Below are 24430 nucleotides of genomic sequence, written 5' to 3'. Positions count from 1 at the left end.
AAGACGTGTTCTGGACTGCGGTATGGTTTGTATCGAATCTATTTTTTGTAGCGGCTTTAATCACATTCCTATTCGTTCATCGCGCATGCACGATGGCGGCTCAGCAAGGTGCGGACGCAGGGAAGATGATGAAGCTGAGGCGCGGAAGATTATGGGCCGGCATGGCCAGTGGGGTCGGTTTTGTCGCGATGTGCGCCAGCTTCCTTATTAATATGAGATTGAACGGATAGGGCTCTCATTGACGGGAGTCTTTTTTTTGGGCATTATGAAGATAGCGCTACTTGAAGGTACAGCCATACATCTCACCCGAGATGGATCACCTCAAAGAGGTCGTTCAAAAAATGCGCTTCCCATTACGAAGTCATCCTAGAAGCATACTCGACGTCGAATATTGAATTTAGCCGAACCTAAGCATATGCTTACGAAGTATGTTTCCTCCGGAAACATTGCAGGTGCTCACGTAGCTTACACTACGCTCCGCTCCTCAGGTTCTAGCTTCATCCAATCTTCTCGGTACTGAGAACCGAACTTTTTGAACATGCACTCTATGAGTCGGAGGGTCAACTATGCATACAGTAGAGGAAATTGTAGGACGCATGTCCAGTCAAGGGCTGCGGGTAACGGATCAAAGAAAGACGCTGGCAAAGCTGTTCGCAGATTCGCCGGGATATCTATCTCCTAAGGACGTCTATGAATACATGTGCAAAAAGTATTCCGGACTTAGCTTCGATACGGTCTATCGGAATCTGAGGGTAATGGAAGAATTGGGTGTGCTGGAGCAGGTCGTCTTTGAGGAAGGCGTCAAGTTCAAGTTGCATTGCCGCGAGCATGAGCATCATCACCATCTCATTTGTTTGCAGTGCGGGCTGACTTATCCCATCACGTACTGCCCAATGGAGCAGACGGTTGTTCCGGACGAATTCCGCGTCGTTAAGCATAAGTTCGAAGTGTTCGGTTATTGCAAGACATGCGTGCAGGAAGATGCCGCCGCACAGGGTTAAGGAGGACTTGCCCATGAATTCCGCCAGCGTCAACGACGAGACTGCAGCAAAGAAGAACAGGCGTTGGCCGCAGGCCGTCGTCAAGGCGCCTGTCGTGTTCTACCGAAAGGTGATCTCGCCGCTCAAGCCGCCGACTTGCCGGTTCTATCCGACTTGCTCGGCTTACGCGCTGGAAGCGATTGAGCGCCATGGCGCTGCGCGAGGGAGCTGGCTGGCTGCAAAACGAATCGCGAAATGTCATCCGTTCCATCCCGGCGGTTTCGATCCGGTCCCGGAGCCGGCGGTACGACATCATGGCAAGGGCGCGCAGTAGCTTCATGCCTTTAGCGATGGCCTGAAACGATTGGGCGAGTGCGTTCTTGACAGAGCATGGCGAATTTGAGTATAGTAGCATCATATCAGCATTGCCAGCGAATGGATAAGTACAGCGGGGAGCCTTCCAAGAGAGCCGGGCATGAACGGTGCGAGCCGGCAAGGGGAGACGCTGGAAGATGGTCCGGGAGGCATCGCTTTCGAGCTTGGGCATGGACCAGGTAAGGGAGTGACGCATGCGCAAGCGTTAACGGCGCCAGTCGTCCCTCAGTGACGGCTAATGAAGCAGTTGATGGCAGGTAGGCGGAGAGGATCGATGGAATATCGGTCGCACCCGCTGCAGCATCGGCTGGAATTTGGGTGGTACCACGTGAGATCAGCTCTCGTCCCATATTGGACGAGGCTTTTTTGCGTTTCAAAAGGATGTTCAAAAAGTCCGCTTTTGATCACGAAGTATGCCAAGAAGCCTACTCGACATCGAATATTGAATTCAGGCGAAACTTCCGGTGCTCACGTAGCTTCCACTACGCTCCGCTCCTCAGTTTCTACCTTCATCCAATCTTCTCGGTGCTGAAAACCGAACTTTTTGAACTCTCACTTTAAGCACAATACTAAGGAGGAATTTCGATGGCTAATCGCAACAAAACGTTTTATTTGACGACGCCGATCTATTATCCGAGTGACAAGCTTCATATCGGCCATGCCTATACGACCGTGGCAGGGGACGCTATGGCGCGGTATAAGCGTCTGCGCGGCTACGATGTATGGTACTTGACGGGTACGGACGAACATGGCCAGAAGATCGAACGCAAGGCGAAGGAGAAGGATCAGACCCCTCAGCAATTCGTGGACAACATCGTCGTCGGCATTAAGGAATTGTGGAGCAAGCTCGAAATTTCCAATGATGACTTCATACGTACAACGGAGGATCGCCACAAAACGGTCGTCGAACGAATCTTCCGTCAGTTGCTGGAGCAGGACGATATTTACAAAGGAACCTATGAAGGCTGGTATTGTACGCCTTGCGAATCGTTTTTTTTGGAGCGCCAGCTCGAGGGCGGCAATTGTCCGGACTGCGGGCGTCCCGTCGAATTAGTCAAGGAGGAAAGCTACTTCTTCAGAATGAGCAAATATGCGGACCGTCTGCTGCGGCATTATGAAGAGAATCCTTCCTTCATTCAACCGGAATCCCGGAAGAATGAGATGATTAACAATTTTATTAAACCGGGGCTGGAGGATCTCGCGGTCTCTCGGACGACGTTCGATTGGGGCATCAAAGTGCCTGGCGATCCCAAACATGTTATCTACGTCTGGATCGACGCTTTGTCCAACTATATTACGGCGCTCGGCTACGGCGAAGAGAATAGCGACTCGTTCGAGCGGTTCTGGCCGGCGGATGTTCATCTCGTAGGCAAGGAGATCGTTCGGTTCCATACGATCTATTGGCCGATCATGCTGATGGCGCTCGACCTGCCACTGCCGAAGCAAGTATTCGCGCATGGCTGGCTGTTGACGAAGGAAGGCAAGATGTCGAAGTCTAAGGGGACCGTCGTGGATCCCGTCGTTCTGATTGACCGTTACGGACTTGATGCTCTTCGCTACTATTTGCTGCGGGAGGTGCCATTCGGCGCGGACGGCGCGTTCACGCCCGAAAATTTCGTCGAACGGATCAACTTCGATCTCGCGAACGATCTGGGCAATTTGTTAAACCGGACGATCGCGATGATCGACAAATATTTCGACGGCTCCGTACCGAATTTCGCTGGCATTGTTACGCTGTTCGACGAGACGCTGCAGCAGTTCGCTGCCAATACGATCAGTCAGGTGGAAGATGCGATGGAGAGAATGGAGTTCTCCGTTGCATTGACTTCCCTGTGGCAATTCGTGAGCCGGACGAACAAATACATCGACGAAACGCAGCCTTGGACGCTTGCCAAGGATGAAAGCAAGCGAGGCGAACTGGCATCCGCGATGTATCATCTGGCGGAGTCGCTCCGTCTGGTCTCGATTATGCTGCAGCCATTCCTGACGCATGCCCCGGTCGAGATGTGGAAGCAGCTAGGTCTTTCGCCGGGCGAGTTGACGGACTGGGAAGGCATGAAAAAATTCGGCTTGACGCCAGGCGGCACCCGCGTCGCGAAGGGCGATCCGCTTTTCCCTAGACTGGAGACGGAAGTAGAAGCAGCGTTTATCGCAGCATCCATGAGCGGGGGCGTTAAGGCGCCTGAAGCGCCAGCGGCGGAGAACCGAGCATCAGGAGCTGTCGATGCTGCAGAGGCGAATCGACCGGACGAAAAGCCGGAGATCGGCATCGACGAGTTCGCGAAGGTGGAGCTGCGCGTCGCTCAAGTGCTGGCTGCCGAGCCAGTGCCGAAGGCGGATAAACTCCTGAAGCTGCAGCTTGATCTCGGGTACGAGACGCGTCAGGTTGTATCCGGCATTGCCCGCTATTACAAGCCTGAGGAGCTGGTCGGCCGCAAAGTCATCTGCGTAACGAATCTAAAACCGGTAAAGCTGAGAGGCGAGATGTCTCAAGGGATGATTTTGGCTGCATCGGAAGGCGAGCAATTAACGCTTGCGACGGTGCCTGACAGTATGCCTAATGGCGCCATTGTAAAGTAGTAACGAAAGCCGCTCCTCTATCTTACGCGATAGGTAGGAACGGCTTTTTTTTGTAATCATGGGAAATGATATTGACAACTTCGATCTTACGGATTTATAATTCTAAAAGTAATCATAACGATTACTATTAAGAGGATTGGAGAAACAATAATATGAAACTATCCCATTCGCAACGTCCCTTCCGTCCAATAGCTGCTGCCATGTTATCCGCAATGCTGGTTATCGCGGGCTGTGCAGGCAATAATAATGGCAATGCGGCAGCCAATAACACAGCAGGCAATCAGCCGGCTTCCGCAGCGCCTGAGGTTCAAAAGCTGTCCGTAGTGACAAGCTTCTATCCGCTTTATTATTTGACCTCGGAGATCGGGGGAGAGCATGTCGAGGTGACGAACCTGATCTCGTCCGGCGTAGAGCCGCATGACTGGACGCCCAAGAGCCAAGACCTGAACAAGGCGTCGAAAGCGGAGCTGTTTCTGTACCATGGAGCCGGGCTTGAGACTTGGGTCGAAGATTTCACGAAGGGCCTCTCCGGAGACAGCGCCGTCATGGTCAAAGCGATGAGCGAGGGAATCGATCTGATCGAAGGCGAAGAGGATGAGGACGAGGATTCTCACGACCACTCCCATGAGGATGAGCATCACCACGCTATTGATCCGCATACCTGGGTAAGTCCGAAGTCCGTGCTTGTCTTGGCGCAGAATGTAAAGAACAGTCTGATTGCCGCGGACGCCGACAACGCTGCAGTCTATGAACAAAATTATACGGCGCTCCATGGCAAGTTGACGACGCTGGATAATGACTACGCGGAGAAGCTTGGCGCAGTGAAACAAAAAAATATCGTCGTATCCCACGAAGCCTTCGGTTACTTGGCCAGAGATTACGGATTGAATCAAGTATCCATTATGGGGCTTAATCCCGACGCCGAACCAAGAGCGCAGGATATTCTTAAGATTGCGAAATTCGTCAAGGAAAATGACGTGAAGTATATTTTCTTCGAGGAGCTTGTATCGGATCAGCTCGCCGTTATGCTTGCGAACGAAGCAAAGGTAGAGACAATGGTGCTTAACCCGCTGGAAGGATTGACGAAGGAGCAAGAGAAGGCTGGCATTACCTACTTGAACCTGATGCAATCGAACTTGCAAAATTTAGTGCAGGCATTACAATAGAATAGATCTGATTGAATTTCTCGGAGCTCCCACGGCTCCGATTTTTCCTTTTACCCCATAGCTTCGAGGAGAGAATGCAATGTCTACAAATACTTCCGCGGCCGCAACGGACGACGGCTGTCGTAACCATAATGATGTGATTACGGTCGAACATGTCTCTTTTGCCTATCAGCACAAACAAGTCATGGAAAACGTCAGCTTCAGCGTCAAGGAGCGCGACTTTATCGGTCTTATCGGGACGAACGGCGCAGGCAAAACAACGCTTCTGCGAATGATCGTCGGTCTTCATAAGCCCAGCTCCGGCCAAATTCGGCTATTTGGCGAGCCGGTGGGCAAGTTTAAGGAATGGGAGCGGATCGGCTATGTGCCTCAGCGCAACGCCTTTAATCCGCAATTCCCCGCAACTGTACATGAGGTTGTCTTGTCCGGCCTCTACGGCCGCAAGAAACTGTTCAAGAGACTTAACCGCGGCGATCATACAAAAGCTTCGGATGCCATGGATGCGATGGGCATAACCGATCTCGGCGAAAAGCGGATCGGGCAGCTGTCCGGCGGACAGCAGCAACGCGTGTTTCTTGCCAGAGCGCTTATTAACAGTCCGTCGCTGCTTATCCTCGATGAGCCGACCGTTGGTATCGATGCGGAGACGCAGGAGAGCTTCTTTCATATGATCAAGCACATGCATCAGCATCATAACATGACGTTCCTGATGGTATCGCATGACATGGAGATGATTCGAGGCTATCTTGGGGAAGAGCCTGCTTCCAGCGCTGGCAAATTGCATTTTTACATCAAGCATTCGCATGAAACCCAGGATTGCGTCGAAAGCAATCTGGCTCATAGTCTCAAGGGGCTCCGGGAGCGGATGGAAGGCGGAAGAGAGGTTATCGCAATTGGAAATTCTAACTAGCGAATTCTTCCAGAAGGCGCTGCTAGGCGGATTGTTCATCGGCATTACGGCTCCGCTTGTCGGTCTGTTCCTTGTGCTGAGGCGACTGTCGATGATTGGGGATACGCTGTCGCATGTCGCTATCGCAGGCGTTGCGCTGGGGTTCCTGACCGGCGTATATCCATTAGTGGCTGGCATCGTATTTTCTATCGCAGCTTCCTTCGCTATCGAAAAGCTACGCAAAGCCTACAAAACATACGCAGAGCTGTCGCTTGCGATCATCATGTCCGGCGGGATTGCGCTTGCTTCGATCTTGTTCACGCTCGGTAAGAGCTACTCGATGAACGTCAACAGTTATCTGTTCGGCAGCATCTATACGTTAAACAGTACGGATCTATGGATTATCGGCGGCGTTACGGGAGCTGTATTAATCGTCATCGGCACCCAGGTAAAGGAGCTCTTCCTGCTTACGTTTGACGAGGAAGCGGCCGCCGTCAGCGGCTTGCCTGTCCGATTCTACAATGTTATGATTAGCGTACTTACGGCCCTTATTATTAGCGTTTCCATCAAAATAGTAGGAGCATTGCTCGTCTCGGCATTATTAACGATTCCAGCGGCTTGCAGTCTCATCATCGCGCGCAGCTTCAAACAAAGCGTTATCGCGGTCGTTGTGATCGGCGAGTTCGCGCTGTTGTTCGGCCTTATCATCGCAGGCGTTTGGAACCTGGCGCCGGGCGGAACAATCGTGCTTCTTTTGATCTTCATTCTGCTGCTTTTGCTGGCATCGCGCCGAGGTTTGCGTCTCTTTAACTAACGGTTGGAGAGACCTGTTCCGGGGCAAATGTGAAAGGTGGTTGACAATAGTTGTCTGACATGAATTTATGGATAGCGTTAGGCGCGGGTTTCGCATCCTTTATCTCGCCGTGCTGTCTGCCGCTCTATCCTTCGTATTTATCCTACATAACAGGCATTTCCGTGTCGGAGCTAAAGGACGCCGACAAAACAAAAGGCAAGCGATTGCTGATGATGTCGCATACATTGTTTTTCGTTCTTGGCTTCAGCACGGTTTACTATACGCTCGGGTATGGCACTAACGTATTCAGCGAATTTTTCAGCGAATACAATGCCTTGATTCGGCAATTGTCCGCCATACTTATTATTTTGATGGGATTGTTCCTGATGGGCATCTTCAAGCCGGGGCTGCTGATGAAGGAGCGTCGAATGAATCTGGTGCCTAAGCGTGCGGGCTACCTCAGTTCGTTTGTGTTCGGCATTGGCTTTTCTGCCGGATGGACGCCCTGCACAGGGCCAGTATTAACCGCCATTTTAGGATTGGCGGCTTCCGAGCCCGGCACTTGGTTCGGTCTTACGACGGCATACTCGCTTGGCTTCGCCATTCCATTTTTCGTCTTGGCATTTTTCCTGGGCACGGCGCGCTGGATTCTAAAGTATTCGGCCAAAGTCATGAAGATCGGTGGCGGCGTCATGATCCTGATGGGCATTCTGCTCTTTACGGATCAGATGACCCAAATTACAATCTGGCTTAATATGATCACGCCCGAATGGCTCAAATTCTGATTGAACAACCTTTTTAAGTAAAGTATTCGATTCTTGCTTCAGGGAATCGCTCGAAGATGCGCTCCGAGATGAACAGCCGGAGCGCTTCCGCTTGTTCATCGGGGTATACGTATTTGCCTTGGCCCCAGCGGCCCCACTTGTACTTCCGCTTCTCTATGTCCATCTCCAGCTTCGTCTTGGGATATCGTTTCTCTATGACCGACTTGGCTGTCTTGGTGAAGCGATGTTGAATAAGCTCGAAGGTTAGATCGGTTCGCACATCAGGCGGCAGCGCTTCGTCGAGCGAGTCGATAAGTTCCCCGTACCCGTCCTGCCATCCGTCGAACCAGATGATCGGGGCAATGATGAAGCCGATGGGGTAGCCGGCTCTCGCGCATTTCGCGACGGCTTCGATCCGCTGCTCGAATCTGGACGTCGCGGGTTCGAAATGTTTGATGACGTACTTGCTGTTTACGCTGAAGCGGATGCGCGTGTTGCCGTTATGGTTGGCATCCAACAGGGAATCGACATGATGGAATTTCGTCACGAAGCGAAGCCTTCCATTAGGCTGCTGCCCCATAAAGTCGATCAGTTCTCTGAGACTACCGGTTATAGGCTCCAGGCCAACGGGATCGGAAGTGCAGGCGGCTTCGAAACGGGTTGTTTCCGGCAATCGTTCCTGAATATAGCCTAGCGCTGCGTCCATGATTTCATCTGTATTGACGTACACGCGAATATAAGGCTTTGCTCCAAGCGTGGTCTGCAAATAACAATAATGGCAATGCGCCATGCATCCCGTCGCGATCGGAATAGCGTACTCCGCGGAAGGCTTGGACGTGTCGAATTTAAGCGTCTTGCGTATGCCTACGACAAGCGTTCGCTTGGCGATGCGGTATTGCTCCAGCTCGGTATCCCCTGGCAGGTTCGTTATGCGGTTATGCGATGTTGTCATCCGATAGGGAATGCCGGTTTCCTTGGCCCATTCGAAGATCCGTTGTCCCTTGGGATAATCCAGTGCCGCCGGTTCAAAATAGACGAGCTCCGGCACAAAGGACAGGTCTGACGTCTTTTTACGGCTTTGCTCGATCGTCTGTACCGACATTTGTCATTCTCCTCTTCTTGGAATAAAGCCGCACCGTCAAAACGCAGCTTGTTTACGTCTTATGGGTTAGTGTTTCAGAATTGAGGAAGCGGTAGTCAAGCATGCGCGATCAGATTATGGGAGGAACCCGCCCAAGCAAGCGAAGAGGGGCGGCTAGGTTGCAGCAAGCTGCACCACAGTGTATGATACAATGAGTGAAAAACGCGCTCCTGCTGGATGCGCGAGAGGTAAGGAGGCTAACGCGAGTGCCGACTCCGAGCATGGAAGATTATTTGGAGCGAATTTATAAACTCATCGAGGAAAAAGGGTATGCGCGGGTCTCTGACATTGCGGAGGGTCTCGAGGTTCACCCGTCTTCCGTTACGAAGATGATTCAGAAGCTGGATAAGGACAGCTATCTGATCTATGAGAAATATAGAGGTCTCGTCCTGACGAACAAAGGCAAAAAAATGGGCAAACGATTGATGGAGCGCCATGATCTGCTGGAGTCCTTCTTGACGACGATAGGCGTACAAGAAGAGAACATATACAAGGATGTCGAAGGCATCGAGCATCATCTCAGCTGGGACTCCATTACTTGTATCGAGACGCTGGTGGAATATTTCCGTAGAGATCCTGACCGATTGGACGAGCTTCGGTCGCTGCGAAGCGAACTGGATAACGATTAGACGTACATACGAATGATTGGTCATATAACAATAAGGCCGTTGGAACGATACCTGCATCGTCTCAACGGCCTTATTGTTGTGTCCGGTTAATGATATTTAGGCGTATCTTCGTCATCCTTGCCGCCCTCAATGACTCTGAACGGTATGGTACGGGATTTTGTTCTGTCCTTCTTTGACTTGGACTGCATTGTCGATGTCGTCTTGCGCGGTGCGTAAGCGTTGCGGCCGCGCTGTCCATAACCTCCCTGATTGTTGCCTCTCAAGAAGGAAGGCGGGTATTTGTAGAGGAGGAAGATGCCGCCAATAATGATGATTGGAAGTAGAAACTGAATCGGGTTGCTGCTGCTAATTCCTTCGACGAACCCGATAACGATGAGCAGGGCTACGACGATTCCCGCGATCATCCAGCCTTTCGATCTGCTTCGCATCCTATCACGCCTTTCCGTAAAGAGGGATTAAATAGCTTTCGGCTCGTTCGCCGAAAGGTTTACTCCGGCAGCTGCCTGTCGGTCGAGCTCCAGCATACGCTTAAAGGAAGCGATGGATACCTTCACTTGCTCGTCGTTCGGTTCCTTTGTCGTGAGCAACTGCAGCCACAAACCCGGATAACCGAGGAAACGCAGAACAGGAACCTCGCGTACCGAGTTAGTCAGTCTGAGCACCTCGTAAGATAAACCCAGAACCGCGGGGAGAAGCAGGATGCGGAGGTAGATGCGCTCCCAGATGGTCTCCCATTCAAAGATCGGCATGGAATATACGACAACCCCGACAATAACCGTGAAGACGATAAAACTGGAGCCGCAGCGATAATGGAGCCGGCTGTACTTCTGCACGTTCTCGACGGTCAACTTTTCGCCGGCTTCATAGGCGCTGATTACCTTATGTTCGGCGCCATGATATTGGAACAGCCGTTTAATAATCGGCGTCAAGGAGATGAAGTAGAGATAGACCAGCAGCAAGATGATTTTAATAAGTCCCTCCAAGAGGTTATGACCGACTTGACTGCTGAATGCCTTGGCGAACAGAAGATCTTCGATCGCGGCGGGTACGGCGGTAAAGATCAGCTTGCCGAAGATAAAAGACAACACGCCGGCAACCGCTACGCTCACAATCATGCCGAGACTAAAACCTTTTTTCTCGGGCTCGGCTTTTTTGGGTTCGTCAGCCTTGCCTTCCTCGGCCGTCTCGTCTTCCGCGTAGGCTTCCATCGAGAAATTGAGATGCTGCGAACCCTTTGCGCTGGATTCGACAATGCCGACGACTCCGCGCACTAAAGGGATTTTTTTGAGCCCGGTTACCCAGCGTTTGGAGCTTCTAGGCACCTCATAAAATTCAATCTCATCGTTCTTGCGCCTGACTGCCGTCACGTTGACGTGTTTGCCGGCGAACATGACGCCTTCGATGACGGCTTGTCCGCCGTAAATGTTTCTAGGTTCCTGAGGCAAAGGTTGGTCACCATCCTTGAATAATAACTAACTGAACTTCTTTCTATTGTACTTGATCTAACCAAGGATTGCGAGTGCGGGCGGGTTGCCGTATGCGGTCTGTCGCGACTTTTCTGATTATGGAACGCCTGAAATATCCATACTATATGGACAGCAAGTCAAAAAAGCGGGTGGCACCGCTTAATGAAGAGGAGCGCGATCCATTTGAAGAACAGGCAATCAGATAAGGATACCTATAGCGACCACCATACGAATCGTTGGCTATACGCGGTTCATATAGGGTTGTTCGCCGGCTTGATCTGGGGCTGCATAAGGTGGATGTTCTATAGTATGAAATTCACGACGGAGCTGCCGGGGTTTCTGATGGAGCCGTTTTTCCGGCATCATTTTCTAATCAGCTATTGGGGCATTGTAATTGGCATTGCCGGTTTTACCGTATTCTCTATTGCTGCAGCGTTGTTGTATACAGCATTACTCGGTCGTTTTAGAGGACCATGGCCGGGCATCTTTTATGGCTTGGGCTGGTGGGCGCTTATGTTTTTAGCGGCAGGTCCTCTGATTGGAATGACGAGTAGAGTGAATGCGGCAGGCTGGAACACGGTTTTATCCGAGCTGTGCATTTTTACGCTCTGGGGCGTGTTCATCGGGTACTCGATTGCTTTCGAATTCACGGACGAATCGTCCCGAGAGCCGGCATCGGCGAAGTAATGGACATAGCGCTTCTCAAGCGGCTGGCATTTGTGGTAAAATGTCTAATGATTCAGGCGCTAGAGGTGAGCTAGCCGCATGGGAGGAACCGCAATGCGCAATATCGCAGTGTTCAACGGTCCGAATTTGAATATGCTCGGCATTCGAGAGCCGGGAGTTTACGGCAACAATTCCTTGTCTGCTATCGAAGAAATGATTGCGGACAAGGCGAAGGAGCTCGGCGTGGAGGTAACTTGCTTCCAGACCAATCACGAAGGGGAAATGATCGATCGAATCCATGCGACCTATGGGAAGATGGACGGAATTATTATTAATCCCGGAGCCTGGACGCATTACAGCTATGCCTTGCGAGACGCGTTAAGCGCGGTATCGTTGCCGATCGTCGAGGTTCATCTGTCCAACATTCATAAGAGAGAGCCGTTCCGGCATGTGTCGGTAGTGGCGCCGATCGCGTTTGGCCAAATTGCGGGCTTCGGAGCCATCGGTTATACGTTGGCGCTGGAAGCGCTTGTGCATGAGCTGAACCGCGAAGGCGCATAAGCGTAAAGGGAGTGACAACAAATGAGTATGGAGAGATTGAACCGTCTTCGGAAGCTTATGGAAGAAAGCCGGCTTGAAGCTTTGTTAATCGCAAGCTCGCATAACCGGAGATACATAAGCGGATTTACCGGAAGCTCGGGGTATGTGCTTGTAACCAGCGACAAGGCTGTTCTGCTTACGGATTTCCGTTATCGCGTTCAAGCGGCGGAGCAAGCCAAAGGGCTCGACATCATCGAGCATGGCACCAGTCCGCTGGACGAAGTCAGAGAGCTTCTAAAAGGATGGGGCATAGGCAAGCTTGCCTTCGAACAGGAGCATGTTACGTTCGCTGAGCATGTCCGCTGGAGCACGTTGCTTAAGGACATCACGCTCGTACCATCCGAAGGTTTAATCGAGAAGCTGCGGATGATAAAGGACGAATCGGAGCTTGCGATTATGCAAGAAGCAGCCGACCTGGCGGATCGTACCTTCACCTATATTACAGCGCTCATTCGCAGCGGCATGCGCGAGACCGACGTAGCGCTGGAGATGGAAGTGTACATGCGCAGCAATGGCGCGACCAGCTCTTCCTTCGATACGATCGTTGCATCGGGAGAACGCTCCGCACTGCCGCACGGCGTGGCGAGCGAGCGTGTGATCGGTACGAACGAATTTATCAAGCTGGACTTCGGCGCCTATTACAAAGGTTATTGCTCCGATCTGACGCGTACGGTCGTTATCGGGCAGCCGACGGACAAGCACCGCGAAATTTACAACATCGTACTGGAAGCTCAGCTTCATGCGCTCGCGAACATTCGTCCCGGCATGACGGGATTGGAAGCCGACGCGCTTGCGCGCAATATCATTACGAAATACGGCTATGGAGACATGTTCGGTCATGGCACCGGCCACGGTCTTGGCATGGAGATTCACGAATCTCCGCGGTTGTCGAGGCTTAGCGACACGATTTTAACCCCCGGTATGACTGTAACGGTGGAACCCGGCATCTACTTGCCCGGCTTCGGCGGAGTAAGGATCGAGGACGACATCGTTATAACGGATTCCGGCATTAAAATATTAACCTCATCCCCGAAAGAGCTTATCTGCCTGGGATAGGAATTTTCATTCAGGAGGGAATCAGCAATGATTTCAGTAAACGATTTTAAGACAGGCCTTACGGTTCAAGTGGACAACGACATCTTCACAGTGCTTGACTTCCAACACGTGAAACCTGGCAAAGGCGCGGCCTTCGTACGCTCCAAGCTGAAGAACCTCCGCAATGGCAACGTCGTTGAAAAGACATTTCGCGCAGGCGAGACGATCGGCCGCGCTCAAATCGAAAACAGAGCCGTGCAATACCTCTACAACGCCGGTTCCGAGTACACGTTCATGGACAACGAGACATTCGACCAGTTCAATCTGGAGAAAGATCAGTTGGAATGGGAGCTTAACTTCCTGAAGGAAAACATGACCGTTAACATCTCCAGCTACCAAGGCGAGATCCTTGGGATCCAAATGCCGAACAGCGTAGAGCTGGCCGTTACAGAAACAGAGCCTGGCGTAAAAGGCAACACGGCGCAAGGCGCAACGAAAACCGCGAAGGTGGAGACTGGCCTTAACGTTCAAGTGCCGCTCTTTATTAATGAAGGCGACGTTCTGCTTATCGATACGCGCGAAGGCAAATACATTTCCCGCGCATAAATGGCAGTCAACGCTTGCGAACCGTCCGGCTTTGTCGGGCGGTTTTTGTTTGTCGAAAATTGATGCGGGAAAGTATGTTCATAGGCAAGCAGGCTGTGTTATAATATGATCTTGTATGTATATGTCAAGGTTGGGGAGTGAATCAGCTTTGTCTTTGGTCGTGATGAAGTTTGGAGGCAGTTCCGTAGGGACGCCAGAGAGAATGCAACGTGTAGCGAAGCGTATTATCGAGAAGCAGCAAGAAGGCAACGACGTCGTCGTGGTTGTGTCCGCCATGGGCGATACGACGGACGACCTGATTGATCAATCGAAGACTTTGAACCCGAATCCTCCTGCTCGCGAGATGGATATGCTGATGACGGTCGGCGAGCAGATTTCGATCGCTTTATTGTCTATGACTGTTCATGGTTTGGGCGGCAAGGCCGTATCGTTTACAGGCTGGCAAGCCGGCATGCGGACGGATGCGGTTCATGGCAAAGCCAAAATTATCGATATAGATGGAAGTCGCGTGTTCAAGGCGCTCAAGGAAGGCAATGTCGCCATCGTCGCAGGATTCCAGGGCACAAGCGAAGAAGGCGATATTACGACGCTTGGCAGAGGCGGCTCCGATACGACGGCCGTGGCGCTGGCTGCCGCGCTTAAAGCCGATGTATGCGAAATTTATACCGACGTAGACGGCGTCTACTCGACGGATCCGCGTGTCGTTAAGAACGCGCGCAAGCTGGAAGAAATTTCGTACGACGAAATGCTGGAGCTTGCTCATCTTGGCGCGGCGGTTCTGCATCCGCGCGCGGTGGAATATGCGAAACATAACAACGTGCGGTTGGTCGTTCGTTCCAGCTTTACCTATAACGAAGGGACAAGTGTGAAGGAGGAAGCAGTTATGGAGCAAGGCGTGGTCGTGCGGGGCATCGCATTTGATAAAAACGTAGCAAGAATCAGCATTCTAGGCGTTGAGGACGTTCCAGGCGTGCTCGCTAACGTATTCGGCGCGCTTGCAGCCGAAAGCATCGATGTTGATATTATCGTGCAAAGCGGCGTGGCGGACGGCAAGGCCGACTTCTCGTTCACCGTCTCCGGCGATGATCGAGAGAGAGCTATCGCCGTTATCGAAAACAATCGTGCCGAGGTGCCGTTCCGCGAAACGAATTCGGAGAGCGGATTGGTCAAGGTATCCATCGTTGGAGCAGGTATGGTCAGCAACCCTGGAGTTGCCGCTACGATGTTCAAGGCTATCTCCTCGATCGGCGTCAGCATCAAGATGGTCAGCACATCCGAGATTAAAGTATCTTGCGTCATCAACTCGGAGCCGCTTGCCGATGTCGTTCGTGCGCTTCACACGGCATATGGCCTCGACACGACGGAACAAGTTTTTGTCGGCGGTCCATCGGAACGCAGATAAGCAATAGCTGCAAAAAGAGGGCGTCATCCAGGCTGTTATCAGCTTGGGTGGCGCCCTTGTTGTTTTAATCGGTATATGTAGGGTCAGGATTCTCCGCTTAGCATTTGAAACAGCTTATACAAGATGGCGGTAATGCCGGCCGCCATTAACGGCCCCACCGGTATGCCTCGCAGTACGACGATGCCGACGATGGAACCAAGCACTAGTCCTACGATGATTTGAGGATCGATACGAAGCAGATCAAGACCCTTGCTATTAATATAGGTCGCTGCAGCTCCGCCGATCAGGGCGAGAATGCCTTGCCACGAAGTGAGCACGCTGCTGAAGTCCTTCCATCCGATTTTCCCCGCCGCGAACGGCACAAGCACGCTGAGCGTCAGGAAAAGAAGGCCGAGCTCCAAGCCGCGGCGTTCGATGCCGGGGAGGAACCTCTCCAGATGAACAAGCTTGATCGCCAGCAATATGCAGGCCGCTGTCGCGATGATGGACGAGCGGCCGACGACACCTACAATGATTAAAGCTACCAATATGATTTGACCTGTCATCTTGATATGCTCCCATTCCCAAGCGGATTGAACGGCCCCTACAAATATAAGTTCAAAAAGTTCGGATTTGAACAACCTCTTAAGCGCCTACAATCATTATATGGACGGGCTGAGATCAATATGTCAATCCTCTTGGAACTGCACAGCGATTCTATCGCCGCGGCACAAGCACATCGCCGACGAGGTACGGAACCTCCTGTAACGTATTTACTCTCGCGCAATAGGCTATATCGCTCTTCTGTCCTAACTTTAACAGACGTTTCCCTGAGGCGCTGTTCATTAAGATCGTCTCCATGCGATCGCGATTATCGGCATACAAAGATTCCATTGCGGTACCAAAGTCGTCCGTCTCTAAGGAGACGTCTCCCGGCTTGCGCAGATGATGCAGAAGCAAGCCTGCGCATAATCCATCCTCGATCGCGAATTCGTCATGGCTTCCCGCGCACATGATGATGATGTCGCGCTTAAGCTCCAGAGCGAATGCCGCACACGCCTCGGCGTTCAAGAGCGAGGCGGCAATGACGTGATCGGCTCTCGTAGATTTATGAATGGCCCTGGTCCCATTTGTCGTCGTCAGGATGACTTTTCGTCCTTTTACGGTATCAGAGTTGTATTCGGATGGAGAATTGCCTAAGTCGAACCCGGCGATCCGGCGGCAAAAGCGCTCTCCGCCAAGCAGATCTCCGGGGCGGTGCAACGACTTTGCGTCCATGACGGTCTCCGCGGGCAAGACGCTCGCCGCTCCGGCAGACAGCGCGGCAACAATGGTGCTGGTCGCTCTAAGCACGTCGATGACGATAGCGGTCTTGTGATGGAACTTCGCGGCGCAAGCTTCGTTAACACTGGATATGACTTGAACCATCATGACGGATATCCTTCTTTCTTAGGGCGTATCTGAATACTCCGAGGGGAGCAGATTTTCAGACACGACCTAGATCATATAATCGATTTCATAGACATGGCGTCCCAGATGGAAGGTGTCGGAGCGAAGTCCCCGTCTCATCGCTTCAAGCGCAAGCGCATCTCCGGGCGCAATGTTGCCCAGATGGACCGCTGGCCCGAATTGCCGCAGCAGTTCAACCTGCTGGCTCTTGAGCGGAGCTTCCCACATCAGCTTGCCGGCATGCTCCACTCTTTTAAGAACGCTCTCCAGCACAGCCTCCTTGCATTGCCCCTTCTCGTCGAAAAGGCCGACATTAAGGCCGGATTCCCGTGCTTCTACGGTCACGAGCTCCGCACCTGCTTCCCAATCGCAATGCGCCGTGAAGGCCAGCTCTTCCGGATCTATAACGGATCCCTCGGCCTTTTTGCCGTATTCAGTTGTAACGATAAAACCTCTGCGAACGCATTCCTTTATTAGCGAGGTGCGACGAATTCGATTCAGATCGATTGTACCGTCTGATATTTCAATCCCGGTAAAGCCGAAATGCTGCACGGTATCCAGAAATTCGCGGGTAACGTTCTGCTTGATGGCGGCTTCCAGCAACGTTCCTCCGGGCAACGTTACGATGCCATGCTCGCTAGCCATTCGAAGCTTTTGCCTGAGCAGCTCGGAATCATAAAGAACCGACGTACCGAATGCAAGCTTGAGCATGTCGACGTAAGGGCTTGATACTTGGAGAAAATCAGTGAGGCTATGGAGTCCAAGTCCTTTGTCAATCACCATGGTCTTGCCAAGCTGCAGTCTGCGGTCTCTTCCTCTAATGCCGCTAGGGTCCTTTAATAGCTGATGCCAGTTGTCTGATACAGCAGTTCTCATCATGTTCGTCTCCTTCGGTGCTTCTCGCAGGATGAATTTCCGGTACAACAATGATTCACTATATGCGGGTGGTCTTGGGCTGGTGTCCGGCATGAAAAGAAGAGAAGCGCGCATATAATGGGACAAGAAATCCAAGACCTTTTGAGGAGGAATCATGCTGTGATAAACAAAATCGTGATGACAATGGCGTCTTTGCGCTTGATGTCGGGCACCATTGAAATATGCGCGGCGCTGCTGATGCTGCGTCTCAATCAAATCGACAAGGCGCTTGTCGTTAATTCGTCGCTTGCCCTTGTAGGTCCGCTCGTCCTGATCGCAACGACGACGATCGGCTTGGTCGGATTGTCGGATAAGCTGTCTCCGTCCAAATTTATTTGGGTGGCGGTCGGCGTCTGTTGTCTGATGATCGGAATTTTAAAGAAATAGTAGAGTCGAACTCTAGCAATAAGAGAGAAGCTTTGCATATTGTCCCAGAGACAAGCATACATATGTAACGATCAAGGACAAACATCCGGGAGTGAGAAGAATGCTTGCACAGGTGTCGCATCTGCTGCCGCTGGAGCTGAAGCGTCTGCTCGAGGGATTGCCCGCGGATATTAAGGGGCAGCTCGAGGAAATTCGCATTCGCGAGAATCGTCCGCTTGAGATCGCCTATGGAGGTAACAGTCGGTTCATCACCGCGGATTCGGGCATATTGCAAGATGCAGAAGGCGCGGTGAAGCCAACGGCCGAGCAATGCAGAAAGCTGCTGGAGAGAATAACGAATTATTCGTTGTACGCCATGGAAGAAGAGCTTCGCAGAGGCTACATTACCGTATCGGGCGGTCATCGGATCGGACTAGCTGGGAGAACCATACTGGACGGAGGCATTGTTCGGGGCATTCGAGACATCGGCGGCTTCAACATCCGGATTGCCAGGGAAGTCATTGGCGCTTCCGTCCACCTGCTTCCCAAGCTGCTGGATCGTACGCGGCAGTCGATCGGGTCGACGCTCATTCTGGCGCCGCCGCAGCAAGGGAAGACGACATTGATACGTGATCTGGCCCGTGCAATCAGCTATGGCGCCTGGACAGGCATGACAGGGATGAAGTGGCGGGGAAGAAAGGTAGGCATCGTAGACGAAAGATCGGAGATTGCAGCCTGCGTCCGAGGAATTCCGACCTTCGACATTGGCCCTCGAACGGATGTCATGGACGCTTGTCCCAAAGCTGAGGGGATTATGATGCTGTTGCGGTCGATGTCGCCGGAGGTGCTCGTTGTCGATGAAGTTGGCCGGCCGGAGGACGCAGACGCCATACGCGAAGCAAGCCATGCCGGGGTGGCGATTATTGCAACCGCCCATGCTTATGACCTGCAGGATGCTAAGGGCAGGCCGGAGTTGAACAAGCTGATTCAAGACGGCACATTCGCCCAGATCGTCGAGCTTAAGCGTACGAAGGAAGGAGTCATGCACAGAGTCGTCAGACTTGGCAACTCGCCTAATACGCCGTCTGTCGGTTCGGAGACGGGAGAGCAAAGCATGCTTAGCTTCGTTTCCCGCCAGCGGGATGAGCCATGATCGGGATGCTAGGCGCCATTTTGATTATCGTGGCGGGCACGTTGATCGGCTTTCAGCAAGCGGCGCGATTCGCGGAGCGGCCGAAGCAGCTTAGACAGCTCTCGCATGCCCTGCAGCGGCTTGAGACCGAGATCGGTTACGGGCATACGCCTTTGCCGGAGGCGCTGGAGAGAACGGCATCGGCGACTCCGCCGCCGATCTCCCCCATTTTGCGAAGCGCGGCCGAAGGGGTATGGAGGGCGGAAGGACCGACGTTTCAGGAGAGCTGGAGCGCCGCGGTTAAGCTGCATTGGAGGGACACGGCCATGAAGGCCGCGGAGATGGGAGTTCTGATCCGACTGGGAACGACGCTTGGCATTAGCGACAAGGAGGATCAGATGAAGCATCTTCGGCTCGCCCTGTCCCAGCTGAAAGCAGAAGAAGAGTCCGCGCGAGACGATCAAGCCCGTTACGAGAAGATGTGGAAGAGCCTTGGCGTATTGCTGGCTGTACTGATCGTCATTTTGATGGTGTAAGAGGTGCGCTGCTTATGAATATCGATGTGAGCGCCATATTCCAGATTGCGGGGATCGGCATTATTATCGCCATGATCCACTCCGTGCTGAAGCAGATGGGGAAGGAAGATATGGCGCATTGGGTAACGGTTATCGGATTTGTTGTTGTACTGTTCATGGTTGTCCGCCTATTAAACGAACTTTTCCAAGAAATAAAGACGATCTTTCTGTTCCAGTAGGTGAACGCGTTGGAAATGATTCAAATCATCGGTCTCGGCTTAATCGCAACGGTGCTGATTCTCGTCATCCGGGAACAGAAGCCCATGTTCGCCTTCTTACTGGCGGCGTTCACGGGATTGTTCATCTTCCTGTACGTCATCGGCAAGATCGAAGCGGTCATCACGGTGCTTGAAGATTTGGCCAGCAAGTCGGGCATCCCATCCATTTATCTGAAGACGGTGCTCAAAATTATCGGAATCGCGTATATCGCGGAATTCGGAGCGCAGATCGTAAGGGACGCGGGTCTGGAGAGCATCGCTTCAAAAATCGAATTTGCCGGCAAAATATTTATTCTCGTAATGGCGGTTCCCATCATTAACGTTATCGTCGAGACGGTCATCGGACTATTGCCGGCGGGGAGCTGAATGAGGAGATGACAGGATCAGGACCCCGTGCAAGGGCCAAGCTGCTGCTTATGATTTTCCTGATTGCGCTGGCCTTCCAGCTGGTGCCGGCCGTCCTTCAGGCAGACGCTGCCGCGGTGTCGTTGACCGAAGAAGGCAAAGAAGGCAGGAGACAAGATGGGACAGCTGCCGCAACGGATGCGATGACGAAGGATCAGCTTGCCGGAGTCGACACGGAGGGCGTTGAGGCGTACTGGAGCAAGCTGAGCAGCGAATACGGGGGATTCTTCCCCGAAGGAAAGATGCCGACATTCCGTGAGATGCTGCTACCAGGAGGCGGCTTTAAACTGAAGGACGTGCTGCAAGGCCTGGTTCGTTATCTGTGGCATGAAGTGCTCTACAATGGCAAGCTGCTTGTTACAATCGTCCTGCTGACCGTATTCAGCATGGTGCTGGAGACGATGCAGTCGGCATTCGAAAGAAGCGCGATCAGCAAGGTCGCTTACGCCATCACGTTTATGGTTCTCGTCATCATCGCGGTGAACAGCTTTCATGTCGCCATCGGTTATGCCAGAGATGCGATCGAAAGCATGATTACATTTATGCTGGCCATGGTGCCTCTGCTCTTGACGCTCCTGGCATCGATGGGCAGTCTCGTGACGGTGTCGGTGCTGCATCCGCTTATTATTTTTATGATCCATGCCGTAGGAACCGTCATTTACACGTTTGTTTTCCCGCTTCTGTTTTTCTCGGCCGTGCTGCATATCACAAGCGCGTTGTCCGAAAAGTTCAAGGTGACTCAGCTGGCGAATCTGCTCCGAAACGTCGCTGTCGGGGCTCTCGGCATCATGTTGACGATCTTCCTCGGCGTCATCTCGGTGCAAGGCGCGACAGGCGCCGTTACGGACGGGGTGACGCTGCGGACTGCGAAATTTGTCACGGGCAACTTCGTTCCCGTCGTCGGCCGAATGTTCTCGGATGCGGCGGATACCGTTATCTCCGCTTCCATGCTGGCAAAGAACGCAATCGGCATCGCGGGCGTCATCGTCCTGCTGTTCCTGAGCGCATTCCCTGCACTGAAAATAATGACGCTTGCGCTCATCTACAATGTGGCAGCTGCCGTCATGCAGCCGCTCGGCGATTCGCCGATCGCGGATACGCTTCAGACAATCGGGAAAACGATGATCTACGTTTTCGCCGCGCTTGCCGCCGTAAGCCTGATGTTCTTTCTTGCCGTAACGATCATTTTGACGGCGGGCAATGCGGCGTTAATGACCAGATAAAGACGGATTTATTAAAGGAGGTGAGCGGAATGTGATGACTTGGCTCAGCGACTGGCTGCGGGACATTATTGCCGTCATTCTGCTGGCTGTGCTGGTCGAGCTGCTGCTGCCAAACAAGGCGATGCAGCGTTATGCCAGACTCGTTGTCGGTCTGTTCATCCTCCTGACCATTCTGTCTCCCTTGCTGCGGCTTTTCCAAGAGGATATCGGTTCCAAGCTGGACGCAAGCATCCAAATTTGGGATGAGCGCACGATGGAGAGAAACGTGAAAATGCCAACGCTTTCGGAAATTGAGCGCAAAGCGGCCGAGCTTTCGGAACAGCGCGGTCGGGAGACCGCGAAGCTTGTGGAACGCACGCTGGAGAGCGGGATGCTGGCCGAGCTGCGGAAGAATGCCGGTAGCGCCGTAGAGTCTGTGGATGTGGCATTAGTTTGGGGAGAGAAGCGTGGAGAGAACGACGTTCCGGACATCGGCGGCATTACGATCACGCTCAGAGCCATGCAGAGTTCGGAGAGGGAAGAGGAAGTGCCGGTTGCGGAAGAAGTGGAGGAAGTGCAGCAGGTGTCGGTGTCGGTGCAGGTGTCCGTAGAAGCATCGCCCGAACAAAAGGAGCAATCGGGCACTGGTTATCCAGGCACCCGGGATGAATATGCCGAAGTGAAAGGTCGCGCGGCAACGGAGATCCGGGATGTCATTTATCAAGGCTGGGGGGTGCATAGAGACCTCATTCTGATCAGGCAGCGCGCTTGACGACAGAATACAGTTCAGGCACAGCTCGCTATACATGCAGGCATTCCCCTTGGGAGGTTGGGTAAACGTGGCAAAATGGCTGGAAAATTTGGAGGCGGCGGTCGGCGGCGGTCCCAGCGGCCCGAAGCGTGTCCGAACTCTTCGCATCCTGCTTATTGTTGGCGGGATCGGCGCCGCGCTGATGCTTATCAATTCGTTCCTGCCATATAAGGACGTGGAATCGTCGGCGCAGGATCCTAATCCGCCCCCGGCTGCCGAGGAGGCCTGGAATCAAAGCCAGGTTTCAAATTCACCCTTCCAGCAGATCGAGCATGCACTGGAGACAAGGCTGGAGGAAATATTGGGCAAAATTGTCGGTGTCGGCTCGGTGGACGTTATGGTAACGGTCGATTCGACCGAGGAAATCGTCTTGGGCAGGCACAGTCAGGAGACGCAATCAAACACGGACGAGAATGACAAAAACGGGGGAACTCGCCAAATTACATCTATCAGCCGGGATGGACAGGTCGTGTTATACGAGGTGTCCGGCGATCAGAAGCCGATCGTCACCAAAACAATCAATCCCAAGATACGGGGCGTTCTCATCGTTGCTCAAGGCGCAGAAAATACGACGGTAAGAAGGCTCATAACGAGCGCGGTAGAGAAAGGCGTAAGCGTCGCCGTGAACAGGATTGAAGTCGTGCCACGCAAGCAATAACAATGCAGCAACTATATGTACGAAAATAATATTTGGGAGGCTGTTTCCATGAACACAAAAAGACAAACGATTTGGTTAGTATCCATGTTAAGTCTGATGGTCGTCCTGTCCGCCTATTACCTGTTCACGCAGGATCTTAACGATGCCGACAAGCTGTCGGGCAGCGGAGCGGAGACGGAAAATGTCTCCGAGGTTAACGGCGGAAGCGGCATCGTAGTTGATCAAGTCGATCAAGGAAATGGCGAGATGAGCGAGAAGGACAAAGAGGTATTGGCCGAGATGGAGCGTAACGGCATGGCTTCGAGCGGTTTGTTCGCAGATCTGATGTCGAAGCGCGAGGGACAATACGCGGAAGAGGAAGCGCGCATCTATGCCGTCATCGCGAACGTCGAATCCTCGGATGAGGAATTCGCGGCGGCTACGAAGGAGATGGAATTGCTGGAAGACAAAAATTCGCGAATTACCAATCTGGAAATCGCGCTCCAGGACAAATACGAGATGGCGCTTATTTCGCCGGAGAACGATCGTTATAAAGTCGTGGTAACAAGCGACAAGCTGGAGAAGAAGGAAGCGGCCGGCATTATCGAGCAAGTCATGAAGACGCTTGAAGTCAAGCCGGAGCAAGTCACTGTGCAATACGTACCGGCGCCGTAATTTCACGGTTTGCCAATCGCAATCCGCGCATCATCGGCACCAGGCCGCTGATGCGCGGATTTTTTGCTCGGTTTTTCATACACATTTGCCCTCGTCCCCCCGCCAGCGTCGCATTGTACTCGGTTTTTCATACACATTTGCCCTCGTCCCCCCGCCAATGTCGCATTGTACTCGGTTTTTCATACACATTTGTCCTCGTTCCCCGCCAACGTCGCATTGTACTCGGTTTTTCATACACATTTGCCCTCGTCCTCCCGCCAACGTCGCATTGTACTCGGTTTTTCATTGCAATGCAAAAATAAAGGGTCCTATATAGAAGGTAATTGTCCGCAAACGGAGAATAATTCTAAGCATTGCATGTTGAAAAGCGTATTCCGACAAAAAAAAATTCGTGTTGGCGGCAATTTATGCTATAATACAAAACGTTATGTGAAGAAGAGGAGTGATTACGTTCATGTTCAAGTTGAGCGAAATTAAAGAATTGGTTAAACTTATTGACCAAACTTCCGTTCAAGAGCTGGAAATTGAAAACGAAGGAGCGCGTCTGCATATCCGCAAGCCGGGAAAAACCGAAGTGGTGAATGTGCAAGCGGCTCCAATTACGCATACATACTCCGCCGCGCCTGCCGCCACTCAGCCGTATACAGCGGCCGGACAGTCCGAAGCACAGCCAGCTGCCGCCGAGTCAGCAGCTCCCAAAGCCCCGGCTCCGGATCTGCACCAGATCGTATCGCCTATGGTCGGCACGTTCTACAGCGCGCCGTCTCCCGAAGCTGCTGCCTTCGTGAAAGCCGGCGACCGCGTGACCGAGAAGTCCGTCGTCTGCATTTTGGAAGCGATGAAGCTGATGAACGAGCTGGAGGCGGAAGTGAAAGGCGAGATCGTCGAAGTGCTCGTCGCCAATGGACAACTCGTCGAATACGGCCAACCGCTATTCCTTGTGAAAGCGGACTAACACTTCTCGTTCGAAAGGG

At 52.6% G+C, this 24430-nt stretch carries 31 protein-coding genes; 25 read left to right on the top strand and 6 right to left on the bottom strand.

All coding sequences use genetic code 11. The features are described 5' to 3' along the window. The first annotated feature begins 5 nt into the window (after positions 1 to 5). From B1748_RS06720 to B1748_RS06685, 9 genes are all read left to right on the top strand, one after another. On the top strand, positions 6 to 230 hold the full coding sequence (locus B1748_RS06720) for a hypothetical protein (RefSeq protein WP_087567112.1): 225 nt from the start codon (positions 6 to 8) through the stop codon (positions 228 to 230). Between the two features lie 336 nt (positions 231 to 566). After that, entirely contained in the window at positions 567 to 1001 is a 435-nt protein-coding gene (locus B1748_RS06715; protein ID WP_087567111.1) for a Fur family transcriptional regulator, read from the top strand. Positions 1002 to 1014: 13 nt separating this feature from the next. Next, positions 1015 to 1314 carry a membrane protein insertion efficiency factor YidD gene (gene yidD, locus B1748_RS06710; protein WP_087567110.1) on the top strand — a complete coding sequence of 100 codons (300 nt, stop codon included), beginning with the start codon at positions 1015 to 1017 and terminating at the stop codon, positions 1312 to 1314. A gap of 141 nt (positions 1315 to 1455) precedes the next feature. Beyond that, positions 1456 to 1587, top strand: a complete 132-nt coding sequence (locus B1748_RS37380) for a hypothetical protein (RefSeq protein WP_256975558.1) — start codon at positions 1456 to 1458, stop codon at positions 1585 to 1587. Between the two features lie 353 nt (positions 1588 to 1940). Further along, positions 1941 to 3935 (top strand): methionine--tRNA ligase, encoded by a 1995-nt coding sequence (gene metG, locus B1748_RS06705; RefSeq protein ID WP_087567109.1) that lies wholly within the window; start codon positions 1941 to 1943, stop codon positions 3933 to 3935. A 152-nt stretch (positions 3936 to 4087) separates the two neighbouring features. Continuing rightward, positions 4088 to 5101, top strand: coding sequence for a metal ABC transporter solute-binding protein, Zn/Mn family (locus tag B1748_RS06700; RefSeq protein ID WP_218781619.1), 1014 nt, complete (start codon positions 4088 to 4090; stop codon positions 5099 to 5101). A gap of 79 nt (positions 5102 to 5180) precedes the next feature. After that, positions 5181 to 6011, top strand: a complete 831-nt coding sequence (locus B1748_RS06695) for a metal ABC transporter ATP-binding protein (protein ID WP_087567108.1) — start codon at positions 5181 to 5183, stop codon at positions 6009 to 6011. Beyond that, positions 5995 to 6804, top strand: coding sequence for a metal ABC transporter permease (locus B1748_RS06690; protein ID WP_087567107.1), 810 nt, complete (start codon positions 5995 to 5997; stop codon positions 6802 to 6804). Before B1748_RS06695 ends, B1748_RS06690 begins: the two co-directional genes overlap by 17 nt. Before the next feature lie 50 nt (positions 6805 to 6854). After that, a complete protein-coding gene (locus B1748_RS06685) occupies positions 6855 to 7568 on the top strand; it encodes a cytochrome c biogenesis CcdA family protein (RefSeq protein ID WP_087567106.1) in 714 nt (237 codons plus the stop codon). 13 nt (positions 7569 to 7581) lie between these two features. Here B1748_RS06685 and splB read toward each other — a convergent pair whose 3' ends face one another. Then, positions 7582 to 8649, bottom strand: a complete 1068-nt coding sequence (splB, locus tag B1748_RS06680) for a spore photoproduct lyase (protein ID WP_087567105.1) — start codon at positions 8647 to 8649, stop codon at positions 7582 to 7584. A gap of 245 nt (positions 8650 to 8894) precedes the next feature. Here splB and mntR point away from each other — a divergent pair, with 245 nt between their 5' ends. Then, a complete protein-coding gene (gene mntR, locus B1748_RS06675) occupies positions 8895 to 9317 on the top strand; it encodes a transcriptional regulator MntR (RefSeq protein WP_087567104.1) in 423 nt (140 codons plus the stop codon). An 86-nt stretch (positions 9318 to 9403) separates the two neighbouring features. On the opposite strand, the gene B1748_RS06670 is transcribed toward mntR, so the two are convergent. After that, positions 9404 to 9745: a hypothetical protein gene (locus B1748_RS06670; RefSeq protein WP_087567103.1), complete on the bottom strand. Its 342-nt coding sequence runs from the start codon at positions 9743 to 9745 to the stop codon at positions 9404 to 9406. 27 nt (positions 9746 to 9772) lie between these two features. Continuing rightward, on the bottom strand, positions 9773 to 10762 hold the full coding sequence (locus B1748_RS06665; protein WP_087567102.1) for a DUF1385 domain-containing protein: 990 nt from the start codon (positions 10760 to 10762) through the stop codon (positions 9773 to 9775). A 204-nt stretch (positions 10763 to 10966) separates the two neighbouring features. On the opposite strand from B1748_RS06665, the gene B1748_RS06660 reads away from it, so the two are divergent. The 5 genes from B1748_RS06660 to B1748_RS06640 all read left to right on the top strand — a co-directional run bounded on the left by B1748_RS06660 (position 10967) and on the right by B1748_RS06640 (position 15092). After that, positions 10967 to 11470, top strand: a complete 504-nt coding sequence (locus B1748_RS06660; RefSeq protein WP_246608698.1) for a YqhR family membrane protein — start codon at positions 10967 to 10969, stop codon at positions 11468 to 11470. Positions 11471 to 11563: 93 nt separating this feature from the next. Beyond that, positions 11564 to 12010 carry a type II 3-dehydroquinate dehydratase gene (gene aroQ, locus B1748_RS06655; RefSeq protein ID WP_087567100.1) on the top strand — a complete coding sequence of 149 codons (447 nt, stop codon included), beginning with the start codon at positions 11564 to 11566 and terminating at the stop codon, positions 12008 to 12010. 21 nt (positions 12011 to 12031) lie between these two features. Continuing rightward, positions 12032 to 13105, top strand: coding sequence for a M24 family metallopeptidase (locus B1748_RS06650; protein WP_087567099.1), 1074 nt, complete (start codon positions 12032 to 12034; stop codon positions 13103 to 13105). Between the two features lie 27 nt (positions 13106 to 13132). Beyond that, the gene (gene efp, locus B1748_RS06645; RefSeq protein ID WP_087567098.1) at positions 13133 to 13690 is read left to right on the top strand and encodes an elongation factor P; all 558 of its coding nucleotides are present in this window, start codon (positions 13133 to 13135) and stop codon (positions 13688 to 13690) included. Between the two features lie 148 nt (positions 13691 to 13838). Next, the gene (locus B1748_RS06640) at positions 13839 to 15092 is read left to right on the top strand and encodes an aspartate kinase (RefSeq protein ID WP_087567097.1); all 1254 of its coding nucleotides are present in this window, start codon (positions 13839 to 13841) and stop codon (positions 15090 to 15092) included. Positions 15093 to 15175: 83 nt separating this feature from the next. Here the strand turns inward: B1748_RS06640 and B1748_RS06635 are convergent, their stop codons facing one another. The 3 genes from B1748_RS06635 to comA all read right to left on the bottom strand — a co-directional run bounded on the left by B1748_RS06635 (position 15176) and on the right by comA (position 17396). Beyond that, on the bottom strand, positions 15176 to 15637 hold the full coding sequence (locus B1748_RS06635; protein WP_087567302.1) for a DUF441 domain-containing protein: 462 nt from the start codon (positions 15635 to 15637) through the stop codon (positions 15176 to 15178). Positions 15638 to 15788: 151 nt separating this feature from the next. Beyond that, a complete protein-coding gene (locus tag B1748_RS06630) occupies positions 15789 to 16502 on the bottom strand; it encodes a 2-phosphosulfolactate phosphatase (RefSeq protein WP_087567096.1) in 714 nt (237 codons plus the stop codon). A 66-nt stretch (positions 16503 to 16568) separates the two neighbouring features. Then, positions 16569 to 17396, bottom strand: a complete 828-nt coding sequence (comA, locus tag B1748_RS06625; protein ID WP_261800106.1) for a phosphosulfolactate synthase — start codon at positions 17394 to 17396, stop codon at positions 16569 to 16571. Between the two features lie 159 nt (positions 17397 to 17555). Here comA and B1748_RS06620 point away from each other — a divergent pair, with 159 nt between their 5' ends. The 10 genes from B1748_RS06620 (at position 17556) to accB (ending at position 24411) form a co-directional block, all read left to right on the top strand. Further along, positions 17556 to 17822: a YqhV family protein gene (locus tag B1748_RS06620; protein WP_179215434.1), complete on the top strand. Its 267-nt coding sequence runs from the start codon at positions 17556 to 17558 to the stop codon at positions 17820 to 17822. Positions 17823 to 17922: 100 nt separating this feature from the next. Next, positions 17923 to 18954 carry a stage III sporulation protein AA gene (gene spoIIIAA / locus B1748_RS06615; RefSeq protein ID WP_087567093.1) on the top strand — a complete coding sequence of 344 codons (1032 nt, stop codon included), beginning with the start codon at positions 17923 to 17925 and terminating at the stop codon, positions 18952 to 18954. Continuing rightward, positions 18951 to 19469, top strand: a complete 519-nt coding sequence (gene spoIIIAB / locus B1748_RS06610; protein ID WP_087567092.1) for a stage III sporulation protein SpoIIIAB — start codon at positions 18951 to 18953, stop codon at positions 19467 to 19469. The genes spoIIIAA and spoIIIAB overlap by 4 nt, the downstream gene beginning before the upstream one ends. A gap of 14 nt (positions 19470 to 19483) precedes the next feature. Further along, positions 19484 to 19687, top strand: coding sequence for a stage III sporulation protein AC (gene spoIIIAC / locus B1748_RS06605; RefSeq protein ID WP_068686620.1), 204 nt, complete (start codon positions 19484 to 19486; stop codon positions 19685 to 19687). A gap of 9 nt (positions 19688 to 19696) precedes the next feature. Next, positions 19697 to 20092 (top strand): stage III sporulation protein AD, encoded by a 396-nt coding sequence (spoIIIAD, locus tag B1748_RS06600; RefSeq protein WP_087567091.1) that lies wholly within the window; start codon positions 19697 to 19699, stop codon positions 20090 to 20092. 8 nt (positions 20093 to 20100) lie between these two features. Next, positions 20101 to 21354 carry a stage III sporulation protein AE gene (gene spoIIIAE / locus B1748_RS06595; protein WP_256975557.1) on the top strand — a complete coding sequence of 418 codons (1254 nt, stop codon included), beginning with the start codon at positions 20101 to 20103 and terminating at the stop codon, positions 21352 to 21354. Positions 21355 to 21388: 34 nt separating this feature from the next. Then, positions 21389 to 22105, top strand: coding sequence for a stage III sporulation protein AF (gene spoIIIAF / locus B1748_RS06590; protein ID WP_087567090.1), 717 nt, complete (start codon positions 21389 to 21391; stop codon positions 22103 to 22105). A 67-nt stretch (positions 22106 to 22172) separates the two neighbouring features. After that, positions 22173 to 22802 carry a stage III sporulation protein AG gene (gene spoIIIAG / locus B1748_RS06585; RefSeq protein WP_087567089.1) on the top strand — a complete coding sequence of 210 codons (630 nt, stop codon included), beginning with the start codon at positions 22173 to 22175 and terminating at the stop codon, positions 22800 to 22802. Between the two features lie 48 nt (positions 22803 to 22850). Next, positions 22851 to 23456: a SpoIIIAH-like family protein gene (locus tag B1748_RS06580; protein WP_179215433.1), complete on the top strand. Its 606-nt coding sequence runs from the start codon at positions 22851 to 22853 to the stop codon at positions 23454 to 23456. A 454-nt stretch (positions 23457 to 23910) separates the two neighbouring features. Beyond that, positions 23911 to 24411 carry an acetyl-CoA carboxylase biotin carboxyl carrier protein gene (gene accB / locus B1748_RS06575; protein ID WP_087567087.1) on the top strand — a complete coding sequence of 167 codons (501 nt, stop codon included), beginning with the start codon at positions 23911 to 23913 and terminating at the stop codon, positions 24409 to 24411. The last annotated feature ends 19 nt before the right edge of the window (positions 24412 to 24430 follow it).

It is taken from the genome of Paenibacillus sp. MY03, assembly GCF_002165585.1.
Lineage (GTDB): Bacteria > Bacillota > Bacilli > Paenibacillales > Paenibacillaceae > Pristimantibacillus > Pristimantibacillus agaridevorans.
This window is presented reverse-complemented; position numbering and strand designations above follow the sequence as displayed.

Coding starts and splice junctions, on each gene's coding strand:
- B1748_RS06715 (WP_087567111.1), top strand. CDS start 567: ATGCATACAGTAGAGGAAATTGTAGGACGCATGTCCAGTCAAGGGCTG.
- yidD (WP_087567110.1), top strand. CDS start 1,015: ATGAATTCCGCCAGCGTCAACGACGAGACTGCAGCAAAGAAGAACAGG.
- B1748_RS37380 (WP_256975558.1), top strand. CDS start 1,456: ATGAACGGTGCGAGCCGGCAAGGGGAGACGCTGGAAGATGGTCCGGGA.
- metG (WP_087567109.1), top strand. CDS start 1,941: ATGGCTAATCGCAACAAAACGTTTTATTTGACGACGCCGATCTATTAT.
- B1748_RS06700 (WP_218781619.1), top strand. CDS start 4,088: ATGAAACTATCCCATTCGCAACGTCCCTTCCGTCCAATAGCTGCTGCC.
- B1748_RS06695 (WP_087567108.1), top strand. CDS start 5,181: ATGTCTACAAATACTTCCGCGGCCGCAACGGACGACGGCTGTCGTAAC.
- splB (WP_087567105.1), bottom strand. CDS start 8,649: ATGTCGGTACAGACGATCGAGCAAAGCCGTAAAAAGACGTCAGACCTG.
- B1748_RS06670 (WP_087567103.1), bottom strand. CDS start 9,745: ATGCGAAGCAGATCGAAAGGCTGGATGATCGCGGGAATCGTCGTAGCC.
- aroQ (WP_087567100.1), top strand. CDS start 11,564: ATGCGCAATATCGCAGTGTTCAACGGTCCGAATTTGAATATGCTCGGC.
- B1748_RS06650 (WP_087567099.1), top strand. CDS start 12,032: ATGAGTATGGAGAGATTGAACCGTCTTCGGAAGCTTATGGAAGAAAGC.
- efp (WP_087567098.1), top strand. CDS start 13,133: ATGATTTCAGTAAACGATTTTAAGACAGGCCTTACGGTTCAAGTGGAC.
- B1748_RS06635 (WP_087567302.1), bottom strand. CDS start 15,637: ATGACAGGTCAAATCATATTGGTAGCTTTAATCATTGTAGGTGTCGTC.
- B1748_RS06630 (WP_087567096.1), bottom strand. CDS start 16,502: ATGATGGTTCAAGTCATATCCAGTGTTAACGAAGCTTGCGCCGCGAAG.
- comA (WP_261800106.1), bottom strand. CDS start 17,396: ATGAGAACTGCTGTATCAGACAACTGGCATCAGCTATTAAAGGACCCT.
- spoIIIAA (WP_087567093.1), top strand. CDS start 17,923: ATGCTTGCACAGGTGTCGCATCTGCTGCCGCTGGAGCTGAAGCGTCTG.
- spoIIIAB (WP_087567092.1), top strand. CDS start 18,951: ATGATCGGGATGCTAGGCGCCATTTTGATTATCGTGGCGGGCACGTTG.
- spoIIIAC (WP_068686620.1), top strand. CDS start 19,484: ATGAATATCGATGTGAGCGCCATATTCCAGATTGCGGGGATCGGCATT.
- spoIIIAE (WP_256975557.1), top strand. CDS start 20,101: ATGACAGGATCAGGACCCCGTGCAAGGGCCAAGCTGCTGCTTATGATT.
- spoIIIAF (WP_087567090.1), top strand. CDS start 21,389: ATGACTTGGCTCAGCGACTGGCTGCGGGACATTATTGCCGTCATTCTG.
- B1748_RS06580 (WP_179215433.1), top strand. CDS start 22,851: ATGAACACAAAAAGACAAACGATTTGGTTAGTATCCATGTTAAGTCTG.
- accB (WP_087567087.1), top strand. CDS start 23,911: ATGTTCAAGTTGAGCGAAATTAAAGAATTGGTTAAACTTATTGACCAA.